16 protein-coding genes and 1 pseudogene are annotated in these 17,288 nt (G+C 36.5%); 2 read left to right on the forward strand and 15 right to left on the reverse strand.

The genetic code is table 11. The annotated features are described in order from the left end of the window. Positions 1 to 32 precede the first annotated feature (32 nt). The 15 genes and pseudogenes from waaF to DFR80_RS00305 form a co-directional block, all read right to left on the reverse strand. On the reverse strand, positions 33 to 1,088 hold the full coding sequence (gene waaF, locus DFR80_RS00235; protein WP_076546068.1) for a lipopolysaccharide heptosyltransferase II: 1,056 nt from the start codon (positions 1,086 to 1,088) through the stop codon (positions 33 to 35). After that, positions 1,075 to 2,394, reverse strand: coding sequence for a 3-deoxy-D-manno-octulosonic acid transferase (locus DFR80_RS00240; protein ID WP_114488865.1), 1,320 nt, complete (start codon positions 2,392 to 2,394; stop codon positions 1,075 to 1,077). Before DFR80_RS00240 ends, waaF begins: the two co-directional genes overlap by 14 nt. 40 nt (positions 2,395 to 2,434) lie before the next feature. Continuing rightward, positions 2,435 to 3,304, reverse strand: a pseudogene (locus DFR80_RS00245) (lysophospholipid acyltransferase family protein); the annotation flags it as partial. Positions 3,305 to 3,347: 43 nt separating this feature from the next. Continuing rightward, a complete protein-coding gene (locus tag DFR80_RS00250) occupies positions 3,348 to 4,337 on the reverse strand; it encodes an SIS domain-containing protein (protein ID WP_076546065.1) in 990 nt (329 codons plus the stop codon). Positions 4,338 to 4,352: 15 nt separating this feature from the next. After that, positions 4,353 to 5,198: a 3-deoxy-8-phosphooctulonate synthase gene (gene kdsA, locus DFR80_RS00255; RefSeq protein WP_114488866.1), complete on the reverse strand. Its 846-nt coding sequence runs from the start codon at positions 5,196 to 5,198 to the stop codon at positions 4,353 to 4,355. A 53-nt stretch (positions 5,199 to 5,251) separates the two neighbouring features. Next, complete coding sequence (kdsB, locus tag DFR80_RS00260) at positions 5,252 to 6,004, reverse strand: 3-deoxy-manno-octulosonate cytidylyltransferase (protein WP_076546063.1); 753 nt, start codon at positions 6,002 to 6,004, stop codon at positions 5,252 to 5,254. Positions 6,005 to 6,024: 20 nt separating this feature from the next. Next, a complete protein-coding gene (lpxK, locus tag DFR80_RS00265; protein WP_076546062.1) occupies positions 6,025 to 7,149 on the reverse strand; it encodes a tetraacyldisaccharide 4'-kinase in 1,125 nt (374 codons plus the stop codon). A 16-nt stretch (positions 7,150 to 7,165) separates the two neighbouring features. Next, complete coding sequence (locus DFR80_RS00270; RefSeq protein ID WP_076546061.1) at positions 7,166 to 7,816, reverse strand: lysophospholipid acyltransferase family protein; 651 nt, start codon at positions 7,814 to 7,816, stop codon at positions 7,166 to 7,168. A gap of 38 nt (positions 7,817 to 7,854) precedes the next feature. After that, positions 7,855 to 9,633 carry an ABC transporter ATP-binding protein gene (locus DFR80_RS00275; protein WP_114488867.1) on the reverse strand — a complete coding sequence of 593 codons (1,779 nt, stop codon included), beginning with the start codon at positions 9,631 to 9,633 and terminating at the stop codon, positions 7,855 to 7,857. Beyond that, entirely contained in the window at positions 9,614 to 10,081 is a 468-nt protein-coding gene (locus DFR80_RS00280; protein ID WP_076546059.1) for a HutP family protein, read from the reverse strand. The genes DFR80_RS00275 and DFR80_RS00280 overlap by 20 nt, the downstream gene beginning before the upstream one ends. A gap of 128 nt (positions 10,082 to 10,209) precedes the next feature. Then, positions 10,210 to 11,133 carry an ABC transporter substrate-binding protein gene (locus tag DFR80_RS00285; protein WP_076546058.1) on the reverse strand — a complete coding sequence of 308 codons (924 nt, stop codon included), beginning with the start codon at positions 11,131 to 11,133 and terminating at the stop codon, positions 10,210 to 10,212. Between the two features lie 22 nt (positions 11,134 to 11,155). Beyond that, positions 11,156 to 11,914: an NAD(+) synthase gene (gene nadE / locus DFR80_RS00290; RefSeq protein ID WP_076546057.1), complete on the reverse strand. Its 759-nt coding sequence runs from the start codon at positions 11,912 to 11,914 to the stop codon at positions 11,156 to 11,158. Further along, positions 11,914 to 13,272, reverse strand: a complete 1,359-nt coding sequence (locus DFR80_RS00295; protein ID WP_076546056.1) for a hypothetical protein — start codon at positions 13,270 to 13,272, stop codon at positions 11,914 to 11,916. The genes nadE and DFR80_RS00295 overlap by 1 nt, the downstream gene beginning before the upstream one ends. 119 nt (positions 13,273 to 13,391) lie before the next feature. After that, a complete protein-coding gene (locus DFR80_RS00300) occupies positions 13,392 to 14,828 on the reverse strand; it encodes a glucose-6-phosphate isomerase (RefSeq protein ID WP_076546055.1) in 1,437 nt (478 codons plus the stop codon). Positions 14,829 to 15,041: 213 nt separating this feature from the next. Beyond that, a complete protein-coding gene (locus DFR80_RS00305) occupies positions 15,042 to 15,941 on the reverse strand; it encodes a hypothetical protein (protein ID WP_114488868.1) in 900 nt (299 codons plus the stop codon). Between the two features lie 212 nt (positions 15,942 to 16,153). Between DFR80_RS00305 and DFR80_RS00310 the strand changes: the two genes are divergently transcribed. Together DFR80_RS00310 and DFR80_RS00315 are read left to right on the forward strand one after the other, a co-directional pair. Beyond that, positions 16,154 to 16,636 carry a conserved protein, permease-related protein gene (locus DFR80_RS00310; RefSeq protein WP_076546232.1) on the forward strand — a complete coding sequence of 161 codons (483 nt, stop codon included), beginning with the start codon at positions 16,154 to 16,156 and terminating at the stop codon, positions 16,634 to 16,636. Beyond that, a complete protein-coding gene (locus DFR80_RS00315) occupies positions 16,636 to 17,166 on the forward strand; it encodes a permease (RefSeq protein WP_114488869.1) in 531 nt (176 codons plus the stop codon). Before DFR80_RS00310 ends, DFR80_RS00315 begins: the two co-directional genes overlap by 1 nt. The last annotated feature ends 122 nt before the right edge of the window (positions 17,167 to 17,288 follow it).

The raw sequence follows: 17,288 nt of genomic DNA on the forward strand, positions 1-17,288 counted from the left end.
TTTAAAGTGGAATTGAACAGATCATTTTAATGTTAATCACTTAATTTCTTTTTAGCAATCCTCAAAACCTGTTCTACACTAATTGATTTCATACACTGCATATTGCGACTGCAGTGCCTGTCCCAACAGCGAATGCATTCCAGACTATTATCCTGAATAACTGTATGGCCTTCACCAAAAGGACCATTAGTCTCCGGATCAGTAGGTCCCATCAGTGCTATCACCGGTATTCCAACCGCAGCTGCAAGATGGGTTGGGCCCGTATCTCCACCTATATATAAAGCTGCTCTTCTGTAGACTTCTGCTAATTCCTGCAGATCAGTTTTACCAGCCAGATTACTATATTTATCTTGCTCAACTGCTCCAAAACTATCTATAGCGTCCTTATCATCTCTGCTGCCTGTAAATATAACATAATATCCTTTTTTAATAAGTTCATTAGCCAGCTTAAAATAACTTTCCAAAAACCAATTTTTAGACTCCCAGTTAGTAAAAGGATTAAGAACTACAATTTTATTTTTAGCATCAATTTTATTTTCTTCAAAAAGTCGACTTACTCTACTTTTTATAACCGGAGTTAACTTAAGTCCATAGTTTATCTCATTCATTTCTGCCTCAAGAGCTCCAGCAAAATGAAGATATTTATAAATACGATGCCCCTTTTTTTCTGGAAGATCTATCTTTGCCTGATAAAATAAAGTACTTAATTCTCTCCCATCAGATGGCCCCATACGCAAATTGGGATTTACAAGAAAAGAACTTATTGCACTCTTAAAAAGGCCCTGTAAATCTAAAGTAATATCATATTTTTCAGCCCTTAATTTTTTAAAAAAAGAAAAGAATGATCTGACTCCTTTTATGAAATCTTTGTTAATTAATTTTTTCCAGCGTTTGCGTGGTAAAATAATTACATTATCTAGATACGGATTTAATTTAACCAGTGGATATGATTGCTCTTCAACAAGCCAGTCTATCTGAGCATTAGGATGTTTTTGCCTTAAAGCATAAGCTGTAGGCAAAGAATGAATAACATCTCCGATCGCACTCAATCTGACAATCAAAATCTTTTCTACCCTATTTTCTATCATAATAATCTTCTCCCTGCTTTAACAGCACATCCACCAGCTGCAGTTGTTTTTTTACCGCACCACGATTTTGATCAATTAATTCCGCTGCTTTTTCTGCTCTCTGTTTTCGGTACTGGTCATTGGCCAGCAGCTGGTAAGTCTTTTCAAAAAAATCTGCTGCATCCTCAATTTCAAATCCAACTTCATTTTCTAAAAGAAAGTCTCTTTCTTCTTTGAAATTATACATGCTCTGACCAAATAACACAACTTTAGCCCTGGCAGCTGCTTCGATTACATTATGTCCTCCCCTGTCAATTAGAGAACCTCCAATAAAAACTAAATCTGCATAAAAATAAAGCTGTGCCAGTTCGCCCATAGTATCAACAATAATAATATCCGTGTCTTCTGACAGCTGGATCACATTTCGTTTGAGATCCGAATATAAAGCTGCAGCTATTTCTCTTTTCCGACAGAGCTCCAGAATTTCTTCTCTTCTTTCGACATAGCGAGGTGCCAGTAAGAGCTTTAAATGTTTAAAATCTGTTTTAAGCTGCTGATAAAGATCGAGAATTATCTCTTCCTCTCCCTGATGGGTACTACCTGCAATAAGAACTTTTGTCTGATCAGTTATATTAAACATCTTCGTTTTTTGAAAATATTCTTCTTTCGAAGGGGGATTTAAATCAATATCATATTTTAAATTACCATTAATACAAATATGGTCTTCTGCTGCACCCAGCTCTTTAATTTTTTCTGCAGCTTCCTGGTGCTGCATGCTGAATAGATCAACTCTTTTTAACATATCATCTAAAACAGTTCCCAGATATTTATACTGGCTAAAAGAATCATCACTTATTCGACCACTTACCAGCATAATCTGACATCCACCATCATCCAGAGCTCTAATTAAATTAGGCCAGAGTTCTGTTTCAATCATAATAAATAGATCAGGTTTAAAAATTCCAACTGCTTTTTTTACAACCCAGTTTAAATCAAAGGGAAGATAAATAATTAAATCAGCTCCCTCGATTTTCTTTTTAGCCAGGTTTTTGCCACTGGCTGTCATTGTCGAAAAAATAATTCTTGCCTCTGGATATTCCTCTCTAATCTCAGCCGTCAACTTTTGTGCCGCAAGTGTTTCTCCAGCTGAAGCAGCCTGAATCCAGATAACTTGAGGAGCCGGAAATAAAAGATCCAAATTCTGATCATAAAAAGCAAAACGCTCTCTTAAATTAAGTTTTTCTCCACTTTTTTTGCTTTTGAAATAATAATAGGGAAGTAAAAAAACTGTCAGTACAGACAATAATAAATTATAAATAAAATACATATTTCTCCCCCTCATTGAGCTAAAAATTAGCCTCAAAATTTTAATTATATGTTTTCCAGCGTTTATGCAGCCACATCCAGTCAGCCGGCTCTTTTTTTATTTCTTCTTCAGTCAACTCGAGCAGCGACTTTAGTTCAGCCTTTAATTCTGCTTCCGAAGCTTCAGCCTTGATTTTGCGTGGTGGATAACATTTAAGTTTATGTTTCAGCCATCCCTGGCGGTGAAAAAAAAGAGGAACAATTGGTGCTCCCGTTCTCTGAGAAAATTTAACAGCCCCGGGAAAAGTTAAAGCAGGTCGATTAAAAAATTCAAGTTCCCAGCCATCACTTCGTGCATGCTGATCTCCCAGTATTGCCAATATCTCATTGGCTTTCAAAACTTTAAATGCCTTTCTAATTGACAGACCTTTAGGAATAATTCCGACTCCAACATTGCGGCGAATTTGATTAATCCTTTCGTTAAAAAGAGAATTATTTTGTTCCTGAGCAATTGAATGCACTTGATAACCTTTAAGAGCCAGTACTGCTCCCAGCAGCTCCCAGTTTCCTAAATGAGCTGTATAAATAATAACCCCATTTCCTTCAGCAAGTGCCTGATCTAAATACTCAAGCCCATCAAAATCAACCATCTGTTCAACATCTTGATTGCTAAAAGTATCTTCCAGCAAAAATTCAGCAAAATCATAACCCAGATTTTTATAAACTTTTTTAATCATTTTTCTGGCTTCCTCTTTATCCAACCCCAGTGCCCTTATCAAATTCTGCTGCGAATGTTTCCGCCGACCAGGAGTAATTAAATAAGCCAGACCGGCAATCAATTTCCCTAAAAATTTTCCGAAAGCAGGTGGCATTTTTTTTAATAAAAATCTAAAAATATTGTAGAAAAAAATACTAATTTTATCCTTCATATTTAGCCTCTTTTGTTCATTATAATTTTGTGATCAGAATTCAAATTTAAAAAACTTTTGCTCGTAAAAGATCCTGGAAATTCAACATAGCAACTGGCTTTCCAGCTTCTACAACAGGCAGATCATTAATCTCTTTAGATTCCATAATCTGCAGTGCCTCTGCTGCCAATTTATCCGGTGAAATCGAAATCGGATCAACTGTCATATAATCTTTAACCGGTCGATCAATAAAATCAGCAGATTTCTCTAACAGACGTCTAATATCACCATCAGTAATTATTCCTCTAAGCTTTCCATCCTGATCAACAATGGAAGTTGAACCCATCCGGCTCTCGGTCATTCTAAATAATGCTTCTCGGACTGTAGTTTCAATTTTAACCACAGGATTCTGCTCTCTGATTTTGATTACATCCTTAACCTTGGTTAACAATTTTCTTCCCAGAGAACCACCTGGATGATAAAGAGCAAAATCTTCCGGAGTAAAACCATAATAAGAAGATAAAGCGATTGCCAGTGCATCTCCCAGTGCCAGAGCAGCTGTTGTACTCGCAGTTGGAGCTAGATTATGGGGACAGGCTTCTGTAATTACATCTGCCAGCAAAACTAAATCTGCATGTTCAGCCAGAGTGGAACTGCTATCTCCAGTCAGGGCAATAAGTGTAACACCAATTCGACGCAGTGAAGGCAGTAAGGAGAGCACCTCTTCTGTTTCACCACTGTTAGATACAGCAATTACTACATCACCTGCTCTAATCATTCCCAGATCACCATGAAGAGCTTCACCAGCGTGAACAAAAAAAGCAGAAGTACCGGTGCTGGAAAAAGTAGCAGCCAGTTTCTTGGCCACCAGGCCTGTTTTCCCAACTCCAGAAAAAACAACTCTCCCCTGAGAGTCTATAATCAGCTCCATTGCTTTTCTAAAACTGCCGTCAAGCTCCTTTTTTAATTTTAAAACTGCATCTGCCTCTATCTGCAGTGCATTTTTTGCTTCAGCAAGTCCAGTTTTAAATTTCTCTTCTCTATTGCTTACAGTCATTTTATTCACCCTAACTTAAAAATTTATTTCTTCACAATTTTTCATTGCTGAATCAATTGCCAGCCCCTGTTTTAAAATTCCTTCCAGCTGATCTAATGGAATCATATTTGCTCCATCACTTTTAGCCACCGCAGGTTCATCATGAACTTCCATAAATAAAGAATCAATTCCGGCCGCCAGAGCAGCTCTCATTAAATAGGGAACATATTCTTTTTCTCCATCAGAACTGTCTCCTGCACCTCCCGGAAGCTGTACAGCATGAGTTGCATCAAAAACAACTGGGTAGCCTGTTTTTCGCATTCTTGGCAGTGATCGCATATCAACAACTAAGTTATTATAACCAAAAGAAACTCCTCTTTCTGTTAACAGAATCCGCTCATTACCGGTACTTTCGATTTTAGCCACAACCTGATCTATGTCCCAGGGAGCCAAAAATTGTCCCTTTTTAACATTAATTATACTCCCTGTTTTCCCGGCTGCCGTCAGCATGTCTGTCTGTCTGGACAAAAAAGCAGGAATCTGCATAATATCGAGAACTTCAGCTGCCGCTGCTGCCTGCTCAGGTAAATGAATATCTGAAATCACAGGAAGATCAAACTGCTTTTTAACTTTTTCTAAAATTCTTAACCCCTTCTCCAGGCCGGGACCCCGGTAGGATTCAATTGAAGAACGGTTAGCTTTGTCAAAAGAAGATTTAAAAACATAGGGAATACCAAGTCTATCTGTGATCTCTTTAATTCCCTCGGCAATTCTTAAAACTCTCTCCTCTTCTTCAATGGCACAGGGGCCCGCTAAAAGCACAAACGGTTTTTCCTGATCACCAAAGATTATCTCATCATCTAACTTTACTTTTTTAAACATTTTTTACCTCCATCTGCTTACAGAAAATTTAATTCTCTATTTTTAATTTCAAATTAATTTTCAATTTTATTTCGAGTCTCAATTTCTTTTTCGACCAATTCGATATCTTCTCTTCTGTCTACACCAATTAGCCTGGCATCAGTTTCCAGAACTTTAATCTTAAATCCATTCTCTAAAGCACGAAGTTGTTCTAATGACTCCGCCTTTTCTAAAAAAGTTTGCTCCATCTCTGCATACTGCAGCAGAAAATCTCTGCGGTAAACATAAAGGCCTATATGCTGATAATAGATCTGCTCATCTACACCGGCATTACGATAAAAAGGAATGGGAGATCGCGAAAAGTATACTGCATAATCATCTTTATCAGTTATTACTTTAACCAGATCTGGATTTGCGGCTTCATCAGCACTAATTTCTCGTTTCAAAGTACTCATTTTAAGTTGATCTTCTTTTGTAAAAGGCTCTACAGCCCGGGCAATACTTTCAGCTTTAATTAGAGGTTCATCCCCCTGAATATTCACAATTAAATCTGCTTCAATTTCAGCAGCTGCCTCAGCAATTCTATCAGTCCCACTCTGATGCCGGGCAGAAGTCATAATAACTTTACCTCCTGCTGTTTCAACTGCATTTTTAATGCGCAAATCATCTGTTGCCACATAAACCTGATCTATCATTTCACACTTTTCAACTGCCTGATAAACCCTTACAATCATAGCTTTACCCTTGATCTTTGCCAGCGCCTTACCAGGAAAACGAGTAGAGGCATAGCGAGCAGGTATCAGAGCAGCAGTTTTTAATTTTGACATTTCAAATCCACCTCAAATTATTATTTAGCCCTGCCATTTTTAATTTGGGCTCTAATGATCTCCAGTAATTCTTCCCTGTTTTCTATTGCCAGAGAGATTTTTAAAAAATAAAATGGAAGCTCTCCAATCATATCTGCAAAATCAAATAATTTAACAGCATCCTTTTCTGTAGTCAAAATTAGATCCGCCTGGGAAGCTGAATACTGATCAAGTAGAGTTAAAAGATCTTCTTTTTGATAATTATAATGGTCCTTAAAAATCCTGTAACTTACTACCCTTGCTCCTGCACTTTCGATACTCTTTTTAAAAGCTTCCGGGCTACCAATTCCAGAAAAAGCAAAAACCTTTTTCTCCTTTAAAAAGTCGAGATTTTCCTGCACCTGGGAAGCTACAGAAACACAGCTTTCCAGCCTGGTTTCTGCCCTGAAAACACCTTTGTTTAAAGGGCTGAGAGTATTTAAAGAGTTTTTAAGCTCTTTAATTCGATTAAAATCAACATTTTCACTTCGATTTATAAGAAAAAGATCGGCTCTTTTTAAAGCAGCAAAAGGTTCTCTTAATAATCCTGCTGGCAAAACTCTGTTATTAGAAAATGGTTTTTCCGCATCAATCAAAACTATATCTGCCTGTCGTTTAAGCTGATAATGCTGAAATCCATCATCAAGCAAAATTAAATCAGCACCCTTTTCTTGTGCCAGTTTTGTTCCCTGATAACGACTGGCAGACCTAATAAAAATAAGATCATCATTTCTGCGGGCCAGCATAAAAAGCTCATCTCCCGCTCGAGCAGCATCAGCATAAAGTTGATCTCTATCTTTAATCAAAAAAGGTTCTTCAACATCTTTTGAGGCCCCATAACCACGGCTAATAATAGCAATCCTATAATCTGCCTTCAACTGTTCAGCCAAAAAGGCTGTAAAAGGGGTTTTTCCAGTACCTCCGGTAGTAATATTTCCCACACTGATCACCGGAACATCGGCTGTTTTTTTCTTTAAAATATTATTTTGATATAGAATTGATCTAATTTTGGCAAGCTGTGAATAAAACAGTGAAAGTAAAAATAAAATACAGCGAATTATAGCCGCTACTATTCCTGTCTGAGAACCATCTATAATTTTTTCTAAGTATCTGCGTAGACTATTCATATATTTAATACCACCATCATTTTTTGACTATTTCGGCCGCTCGTGCATTTACTTTTTCCATTTTTTCTTTTAAAATCTTCTGCTTTTGCTCCATCTCCAAATCAGGGTCAAAACGAAATGGTTCACCTAAAACCAGGGCAGTTTTACTAAATGGAATTGGCAGCAGATAATGATCCCAGCTGGCAAAATTCTTTTTCCAGCGGGCATCCACTCCCAACGGTACAAGCATCGAATCTGCCTTCTCCTGTAAAAATATAATGCCAGGCTTAATCTCATAAATAGGGCCTGTGGGTCCATCGGGAGTCAGGGCTGTACTTGCTCCCTGCTTTAACTTTCTATACAGTGAAAGCAGCGAACGACTGGCACCTCTACTGCTTGACCCCCGGACTGTATTCCAGCCCAGCCGGTTTAATATTTCAGTCATATAACTGCCATCCTGACTCAGACTGGTCAGAGCGTAAACACCTAAATCTTTCAAAAAATAAGCGGGAACCCAGCTTTTACCATGCCAGCTAGAAAAAACTAGCGACTCTCCCTCTGCCAGTAATTCTTTAACCGGCTCCCAGCCCTCAACCTCAAGCTGATAACTTTTATTTGTCCATTTAATTAAATTATAAGCAAAAAGTGGAATTAATTTTTGCTTGACTTTTTCTATTTTTGCTGACATTAACCCCACCTCTTTTCTGATTTGTTATTTTAATACAGTTAAATCTCTGGTGCCTCAATAAATTGTCCCCGATAAAGAGAGGCATATTTTCCCTGCTTCTGCAGCAGATCCTGATGTGTCCCCTTTTCCATAACCTCTCCCTTTTCTACAACCACAATTTTATCAGCATTTTTGATAGTAGAAAGTCTGTGAGCAATGATAAAAGTTGTTCTATTTTCCATTAAATGTTCTAAAGCTTCCTGGACCAGAGATTCTGATTCTGAATCAAGCGAAGAAGTCGCCTCATCTAAAATTAAAATTTTAGGATTTTTAAGAATAGCCCGTGCAATAGAAATCCTCTGTTTCTGGCCACCAGAAAGTCCAACTCCTCTTTCCCCAACTACAGTGTCATAACCGTCAGGAAATCCCATGATAAAATCATGAGCATTGGCTGCTTTGGCAGCTTTTTGAATAGCTTCTTCGTCAGCTTCTAAATCACCATAGGCAATATTATCTCTCAAAGTACCGCTAAATAAAATCGTCTCCTGAGGAACAATGCCAATAAAATCTCTCAGACTGTCAATTTTTAAATCCTTTAAGTCATGACCATCAAGGCGCATCCGCCCTTCAATCGGATCAAAAAAGCGGGGAATTAAATCAACCATAGTTGTTTTACCGGCTCCACTGTGACCAACCAGGGCCACAACTTCGCCCGGCCGGGCAGTAAGATTAATATTTTTTAATACAACTTCATCTCGGTTATAAGCAAAGCTGACATTATCATAAACTACTTCTCCCTCAACCTTTTTTAACTCGATTTTATTTTCGTCATCTTCGCGCAGTTCACTTTCAGTATCCATAATCTCAAAAACACGCTCAGCTGAAGCAAACAACTGCTGCAACCTTTTGCTTAATTTAGTAATTGAACGCAGAGGTTCACTAATTGTTAAAAGCAGAGTAAAAAAAGCAATTAACTCTGAAGCAGACATTCTCCCCTGCATAACCTCATAGCCGCCATACCAGAGAATAGCTGTAAAAGAAATTGCAGCCAAAAATTCTACCAGTGGAGTTAAGATTGCCCCATACTGAGTCTTTTTCATTTTAGCCCGAAAATTAGCCTGGTTTTCACTGCTAAAGCGCTCAAACTCATATTCTTCCCGACCAAAAGATTTGACCACTCGTACTGCCGAAAGCGTTTCCTGCAGTACATCCGAAACATCTGCAATCTTAATCTGAACCCGGCGGCTGACTTTCTTTAACTTATAATTAAATTTAGTAATTACATATGTAATTAAAGGCAAAATTATAATTAGAAAGATTGTCAGGCGGTAATTTAAATAAACAAGATAAAGTATACCACCAACCAGCGTAAAAACTTTATCAATACTGCCAACAGTAGTATTGATCATTGAACTTTCCAGCTGCTGCACATCATTTGTTACCCGGGATAATATATCTCCTGTTTTATTTTTACTATAAAAGCTTAAAGAGAGATTGTGGAGATGAGAATAGAGATCATTCCGGATGTCTCTAACTGATTTTTGTGAAACATAAGCTACAAGATAACTTTTTCCATAATAGGCTATCCCTTTAAGAAAATAAACTAAAATCATCATTCCAGCAACCATAGAAAGCCTAATCATACCTTCTCTACCCATATTAATATCAGAAATAATAGTTTCTAAAAGCCCCTGAAAAACTCTTACAAAAAAAACAGTTAAAAAGGCATGAACCAGCATGGAGATTACTCCCCCTACCAGCCTGCCTTTATATGGTAACACATATTTAAATACTCTTTTTAATATCTCAATTTGATTATTATCTTTTGCTGAGTCCATAGTAGTGAATCCCCATTCCTGAAATTTCATGATCAACATCTAAGCCAGGGATACCGAGTTTTCCGTAAAGAGCTACTGCCAGATGTGGTTCTTTACTGACAATTCCAATTTTGATTCCGGCACCTGAGATCCCGGAAAGCGGTTTATCAAAATCAATCATCGCCCTTTCTACACAGCGAGTCAAAATACGCTGGTCCTGAACTGATTCAGTTATTACATCACCTTTAATTGCTGCTCCCAGACAGTTGCGCAAAACTTTATCCTTCAGTTTTGAACCCTTACCGCCGGCTCTGGTTATTACAGCCTTATAGCCTTCATTTTTATAGGCATCGATAATCTTGCTGTCATACTCATCATTAACCATTGACAGCAGTACAGCTACCTTCCCTATAGACTGTCCACCATCAATTTCTGTAAAATCATCAATTGTAAAATCTGATAAATTCATCAAATCACCTCTTAGTCTTATTTTTTACTTATAACCTTTTACAAAAGGCTTAAAAACTTAAAATTTATTTCTCAATCGTTCCAGCATTGATTTAAAATTTTCCTACCACTATCTGCTATTCAACAAAACTAATTAATTTCCTCTTTTAAGTCTGGAAAAATAGCCTGAATAAATTGCTTATAACCCTCTATAATTCTTGGGGAAGGTCTATTTACCAAATTCTGATCAACTAAATACAGACGATTATTTTTAAAAGCAGAAATTTCTCTGAAAAGCTCTCGTCCCCTCAAATCTTCCAATGTTAAACCATCCGGAGCACTGTGAGCACTGCTGATATAAACTTCTGGATCAGCAGCAATTAGACTTTCCAGGCTGTAAGTTGGCCAGCTGCCTTCAGCTTCTCTGCCAATATTATAACCACCAGCATCCTGAATCAAGCTATCAATAAAAGTTCCTTGACCCGCTGTATATAGAGGGTCTGACCAGATTTCATAAAAAACCCTTTTGCGATCATTATTTTTTAATTTACCTTTTACCAGAGCTCTTAGATGCTGATAATTGACCTTCATCTTAGAACTGAGCTCAGTCCCAGCTTCCTCTGCAGAAGTTAAATAAGCAATTTCTTCAATCATATTTATTGTATCATTAATTGAGACAGGTTTAAAACCAATATTTTTTATTCCCAGCTCTGTCAGTCTCTCCAAACTCTCAATAGGAGTTACAGACTCAGCTATTACCAGATCAGGTTCTAAAGCAACTATTTTTTCAATATTGGGTTCATCAATGCGCCCAACATCTTCTTTCTGCAAAGCTTCGCTGGGATAATCACAAGCAGAGCTTACTGCAACCAATTTGTCCTCGAGACCCAATGCATAGATCACTTCAGTCATTCCGGGGGCCAGTGTAATAATCCGTTCAACTTCTTTATTTATTGTAATATCTCTCCCCAACTCATCTGTATAATTTAAAGGAAATTCCTGGGCAGATATCGGAATAGCAGCTGCAAAAATTAATAATATTAATAAAAATAGCGAAAACTTAATATTTTTCACTCAGAACCCTCCTTAACCATCTCTAAACAATATCTTCTCTTCTTGGTATAGGAACTGGGGCTACTTTATGACTATTTTTTACTGAAAGTTTTTCGATTTTTTTCTCTATTTCTGGCTCTGCCTCACCAGTTAAAATATATCTGTCCAGTTCCTGATAACTAAAGCCCATCTCTGACTCATCAGTCTGACCATCCCACAGGCCTGCAGATGGTTTTTTATCAATTATTGCAGAAGGAATTTCCAGTACTTCTGCCAATTTTTTTACCTCATTTTTGACCAATGATCCCAGTGGAGCAAGATCTATACCACCATCACCATGTTTGGTAAAATAACCAATTTTTAATTCACTCCAGTTATCGGTACCGACAACCAGATAATCTTTAGCCTGAGCATAATAATATAAAGCAGTCATTCGCAAACGGGGCTTAATATTAGCCGCTGCTAGTTTGCCACCTTTAATTCCACTTTGTTCTAAATTAGCTAAAAAATGATCATAAATCTCACTAAGATCATTTTCAACTACCTCAATTCCAAATTCAGCAGCAAGTTTAAGAGCATCTTCACGATCCTGAGCATTTGAATGACAGGGCATAACTACCCCAAGCATCTCGTCACCAAAAGCCAGCTGACAGAGACGGGCTGTAACAGAAGAATCAATACCGCCACTCAGGCCAACAACAGCTCCTTTTAAACCAGCATTTTTCACCCCAGTCTGCAACCAATCTATCAATCTATTTTTAATTTTTGTATAATCATTTTCTGCAAAAATATTTTTAGCCATTATTCTTCCCTCCAGGGATATTTGCCAGCAATCATAGCTTTCAAACTACCTTCAACTGCTGTTATTCTCCAGATCCCATCAATTTTTTCTACAATTAGTTCATCCTGCATCTGATAACTATAATGTCCTTCTCGATCTCGAAAATTAAACTCATAAGAGGCTCTAAATTGAGATCTTTTTTCAGTTGTGGAAAGCTCTTTAATTTTAAGATTTTCCAGACTATAAATTTCATTAACCTCTCCCCCCTGCTCGGGGTCACCACCATAAGCCTGCTGCATCTTTTCAATTACATGGGTTTCCGAAATCATTCTCTCCATCTCACCCAGTTCAAAATCTGCAGCTTCATTGGCAAGATTAATATTCTTTGTTGCTATGGCTTCGTAAAAATAATTAACAACCTCTCCAGCAGTATTTTCAGCAGTAATGGTTGCTGGTGAACCTGTAGTTAAACCCCAGATTAATCCGCCACCAATAATTGTAAAAAACAAAATCACCTTCCAGCTATGGCGAAAAAAGAGTTTAATATTTTCATTTCGTCTTTTCTTTTTGATTATCTTACTGTCAATTAAATTTTTTCTTTCTAAAAAAGCTTCCAATTCAAAATTGTTCTCAGCTTTAGCTCTTTTTATTTCTTCAATAAGATAGTTAATTTCTGGACGTTTTTCCTGTTCCCTAGCCAGCATTTCCATAAATAATTGATTGAGGCTGTCACTTAACTTAGGAACCAGTGCTTTAAGAACCAGAATATTTTCATTCTGAATTTTATTTAAAACTTTTGCATTATCCCGATCACTAAAAATAGTCTCTCCACTTAAAAAATAATAAAAAACCGATGCGATATTAAAAATATAAGATTTCAGCTGCCAGTCTTCGCCTGTAATCACTTCCGGGGGCATAAAATAATCCTGGCTGGGAATCTCCAGCTCAAATTCATTATAGTTTCTCTTGCTGCGCAGCATAGCTTCCGGCATCAGATAAATGTTTTTATCTCCATCAATCCAAAAATTAGAAGCATTAATACCCGCAGGAAAAATATCTTTGACCAGCTGAATATCTTTTAACAGAGCAAGAGTTTCTTTAAATTCCTCAATCAGCAGCTGTGCCTTAAAAGAATTTTTATTTAAATATTCTGCCAGCGGTTCTAGATTTTCACTACCTCGATAAAGAAGATAATATTCGCCATCCTCTCTAATAACATCCTGATATGAAATTATCTTTTCAGGAAGTTCTGCTGGCATATTATCAATTGCCGCCCTGACTCTTTTAACAATATCAAGCTGCACCCTTGAGCGCGGCACAGTATCTTTAAAAAGCTTTTCCTTCTGTATTTTGTTATTCTCCCGAGTTTCCTTGCTCATAGTAATTCCTCCGACATTAATTAAATTAGAATAAGCAAAGTTATCCACCCAAAATCAATTCGGGTGGATAGACTTACCTACTTATAATAATTTACTTTCAATATAATTTTTAAATCCTTTTACAGAATCAAATCGTCTTTATGCTCTGCAGAACTATCAAATTCATCTTTTTTATCCTGATAGCCATCACGACCAAAAATACCATAAGTATAATTTTTACCCAGTTCAACTCCAGGCTGATTAAATGTATTAATATTGAGCAGTTCTCCTGTTACAGCTGTCTGAAATTCAAAGAAATAAAATAACTGTCCCAGAGTAAACTCATTTACCTCAGGAACTTTAACAGTCTGGTTCATTCTATTTCTCTTATTTAAAGCAAGTTCTGTTGCCCATTTTTCAGTATTAATTAACTCTGCAAAACTGTGTCCTCCCAGATAACCAACTCCATCAAGATCTTTATAAGCACCTGGAATCTCTAATTCTTCAGCAAAGTTTTCTACCTCAAGGAAGGTAATAATCTTATCAAATGGTCCCTCCATATATAACTGGGCCTGTGAATGCTGATCAGTTGCTCCCAGAGCTTTAATTGGAGTTGGACCAACATTTACTGTATTACCCTGACGGTCAACTTCTTTTCCCAGTGATTCTGCCCATAACTGTCTATACCAGTCGGCCACATCACGCAAACGATCAGAGTAGGGCATCATTACAGACATTACTTTACCTTTTTTATAAGCTAAATACTGAATTAAACCATTAACCAGAGCTGGATTTTCCCAGAAATCACTTTTGCGACAGATCTGATCCATATAAGCTGCACCCTCGAGCAGTTCTTCAATATCTACCCCGGTCATAGCAGCAGAAAGAAGTCCCACCGGTGTTAGAACTGAGAATCTTCCTCCTACATTATCAGGAATAAAGAATTTTTTCATTCCTTCTCTTTCGGCAATCTCAATCAAATATCCAGAATCTTTACTGGTTGTAGCAATAAAGTGTTCTCCCACTTTTTCTTCTCCAACAGCATCAGCAACAAATTTACGGGCCAGTAAAAACTGACTCATAGTTTCGGCTGTACTGCCTGATTTAGAAATTACATTAAAAAGAGTTTTTTCCGGATCAAGTTTATCCAGTAGAGCTTTAATTCCCTCTGGATCAACATTATCACTTACAAAAAGTCGTGGATAGCCATTACGAGCTTCTTTAAACAAATTATAGTGGGGGTCATTAATTGCAGTCTGAACCGCAATATTACCGAGGGCAGATCCACCAATACCAAGAACTACAAAATTATCAAATTTGTCTTTTAATTTTTCGGCTGTTTCTTTCAATTCATTTACGACTTCCTTCTGTTTATAAGGAAGTTCCATAAAACCCATCTCACCCTCAGCCTCAGCTTTCAGGATATTCTGATGTGCTTTAAGTGCTTTATCCTTTGCTTCCTCTAATTCTTCAACTGTCATCCCATGTTCCTTACCAATCATTTCCGCAAAAACATTGTTAATATCAAGTTTCAGTCTTGATTCATCTTTTGACTGGACTTTTTTCTCTGCAGACATCGTATTTCCTCCTTATATTCTTATATTGCTGCTTAGATTAATAATGCTATCACAAGTATATATTTTTCAACGCAATTTTGCAAGGTTTTTTGTAGGTAGAACTGCTATTTGTCGCACTTTTCTCCATATTTAATTTAGAAATTTACCTTTAACATTTAACAGTGGTTATTACAAGAAAAAAACCCTGCCTTTTACAGCAGGGAATTTCTTTTTTTATTTTGCGTTTTGATTTGCATTATCATTGGGAGACTTATCTTTTTCTTTAGCTTTTGTTTTTGAATGTTCAGAGTTTCCTTTACCTTTATTATCTTTATTCAGGCCATTTCCGACCGCATTATTTTCTTTTTCCTGGTCGTAAGAATTATCAGAGATTGAATTTGAATTGTTTTCTCTTTCAACTTTCATTTTTTCTCGCTCTTCTTTTCTGGCTTCTTTTCTATACTCTGCAGCCAGCTGTTTTAATTCGGAATTTTCAATACTTCCATTTTCTTTGATAATAGAATCCACCTCATCAGCAAATGCTGATGCCTGTTCTCCATCTCTATCTTCACGACTTATTTTGCGTAATTCGAGAGCAGTTTGAAAAGCTAATTGGCCGTTACCTTCTTCCTCAAAGTTGTTAATAAGTTTTAAGGCCCTGTCCTCTTCAAAACCATTTTTCACACTCTCCTGAATATTGTTTAAAATCACAAATCCCTGACCCAGATCAATTTCATCTGCTAAAATTTTATCAACTACAGAAGAAATACTATCAATATTTAAGTTTTCATCGTATTCAATTAATTTTCTTTCTAAAGTGACTCTTTCTACACTTGTTAAATCTTCATTTGATTCCAGATCTGCAAGCAGCTCTTCTAAGTTTTGATAAGTTTGATCAAGTTCTTCTTCAATGTCTGATTCTTCCTGGTTCTGATCATCTGCGGATTCCTCATCCCCTAAATTTTCCTGATCTGTATCATCGGCAGGTTCTTGATCATCAGTTACAGTTTCCTGATTATCATCAATAACTGTTTCCTGACCATCTTCTGTTGTGTCCTGGGCAAGAGTTAAAGCAGGTGCAAAAGCAAAAACTAATAATGTTAATACTAATAAAATACTTAATTTCTTTTTCATTTTATATTACCTCCTTTTTCTAATGCTCATTATAATACATTAATTCAGTTCAAACAAATTATCTGACTAAAATTCATACTTTCTTCATAAAATATCAATTTTTTGCGATATAATTTTAAAAATTGTAATCTGTTTTACTTTTTTTCTGCTGTTTTAAACATATGATAAATATAGCGATACCCTATAAGGGTATTATAAAGGAGGAGAAATAAATGTACACACTTTATTATATTGCAGGAATTGCAGTATTGATTTCATTTTTTGCAGATCGTCAAAAGACAGTCCAGGGTTTAAAAATCGGCTGGAAAAAGTTCTCAAAAATTCTGGGGACTTATCTTAAATTATTAATTATTTTATCTTTTATATTACTGATCTCAGACCAATTTATTATCAACTACCTGGGAGGACAGGCTCCTTTTGTTGGTCTAATTATGGGATTAATTATTGGCTCAATTACTATGATGCCTGGTTTTATTGCCTACCCACTTGCAGGAATACTGGTCTCAAGAGGTGTCAATTATATGGTAGTAGCTGCTTTCATTACTACATTAATGCTGGTTGGAGTTGCTACTTACCCCGTAGAAAAAGAATACTTTGGAATCAAAGCAACAGTATGGCGTAATATTGCTGGATTCATAATTTCGGCTATAATTGCAGTTGCTACAGGAATACTATACGGAGAGGTGTTAATCTAATGGCTAAGAAAAAAAATAATAAAATTAATTACTATATTTTTGCTGTTTTTGCAGCCTTTATTGCTGGTTCTTATTTTTTGAATTTTAATTTAGGTGAAAAAATTGGAGCAAATTTTATGATCTTCGCCCGTGATATGGTTTCTATTCTGCCCCCAGCATTTATCCTGATTGGTTTATTTGATGTCTGGGTCAGCAGAGAAAGTATTGAAAATAATTTTGGTCACACTTCTGGTTTTAAAAAATATATCTATGCTATACTGCTGGCAGCCACCACAGTTGGAGGAACTTTTGTTGCTTTTCCTGTGGCTAATACTCTCTACCATAAAGGAGCAAATTATTCTTCAATCTTTACCTATGTTACAGCAGCTTCTTTAGTGATGATTCCGATGAGTATTATGGAAGCATCAATTCTGGGCATCAAATTTACAGCAATTAGAATTGGTGTCTCACTTCCGCTGGTTATTATTAGTTCTATTCTTTTAGGAAACTTTTTCAATAAAATAAATTATAAGATACCCAAAGCTGAATAATATGCAGATACTGTGTACCACCAAAAATATGTCGTTTTATGTAAGAAAAGCAGCAGATTTGAGGAATTTATTGACCTCTTACTGCTGCTTTTTTATTCATTTTGTACTTTAATATATAGCTA

The organism is Halanaerobium sp. ST460_2HS_T2, assembly GCF_003337665.1.
Taxonomy (GTDB): domain Bacteria; phylum Bacillota; class Halanaerobiia; order Halanaerobiales; family Halanaerobiaceae; genus Halanaerobium; species Halanaerobium kushneri.

Coding starts and splice junctions, on each gene's coding strand:
- waaF (WP_076546068.1), bottom strand. CDS start 1,088: ATGATAGAAAATAGGGTAGAAAAGATTTTGATTGTCAGATTGAGTGCG.
- DFR80_RS00240 (WP_114488865.1), bottom strand. CDS start 2,394: ATGTATTTTATTTATAATTTATTATTGTCTGTACTGACAGTTTTTTTA.
- DFR80_RS00250 (WP_076546065.1), bottom strand. CDS start 4,337: ATGACTGTAAGCAATAGAGAAGAGAAATTTAAAACTGGACTTGCTGAA.
- kdsA (WP_114488866.1), bottom strand. CDS start 5,198: ATGTTTAAAAAAGTAAAGTTAGATGATGAGATAATCTTTGGTGATCAG.
- kdsB (WP_076546063.1), bottom strand. CDS start 6,004: ATGTCAAAATTAAAAACTGCTGCTCTGATACCTGCTCGCTATGCCTCT.
- lpxK (WP_076546062.1), bottom strand. CDS start 7,149: ATGAATAGTCTACGCAGATACTTAGAAAAAATTATAGATGGTTCTCAG.
- DFR80_RS00270 (WP_076546061.1), bottom strand. CDS start 7,816: ATGTCAGCAAAAATAGAAAAAGTCAAGCAAAAATTAATTCCACTTTTT.
- DFR80_RS00275 (WP_114488867.1), bottom strand. CDS start 9,633: ATGGACTCAGCAAAAGATAATAATCAAATTGAGATATTAAAAAGAGTA.
- DFR80_RS00280 (WP_076546059.1), bottom strand. CDS start 10,081: ATGAATTTATCAGATTTTACAATTGATGATTTTACAGAAATTGATGGT.
- nadE (WP_076546057.1), bottom strand. CDS start 11,914: ATGGCTAAAAATATTTTTGCAGAAAATGATTATACAAAAATTAAAAAT.
- DFR80_RS00295 (WP_076546056.1), bottom strand. CDS start 13,272: ATGAGCAAGGAAACTCGGGAGAATAACAAAATACAGAAGGAAAAGCTT.
- DFR80_RS00300 (WP_076546055.1), bottom strand. CDS start 14,828: ATGTCTGCAGAGAAAAAAGTCCAGTCAAAAGATGAATCAAGACTGAAA.
- DFR80_RS00305 (WP_114488868.1), bottom strand. CDS start 15,941: ATGAAAAAGAAATTAAGTATTTTATTAGTATTAACATTATTAGTTTTT.
- DFR80_RS00310 (WP_076546232.1), top strand. CDS start 16,154: ATGTACACACTTTATTATATTGCAGGAATTGCAGTATTGATTTCATTT.
- DFR80_RS00315 (WP_114488869.1), top strand. CDS start 16,636: ATGGCTAAGAAAAAAAATAATAAAATTAATTACTATATTTTTGCTGTT.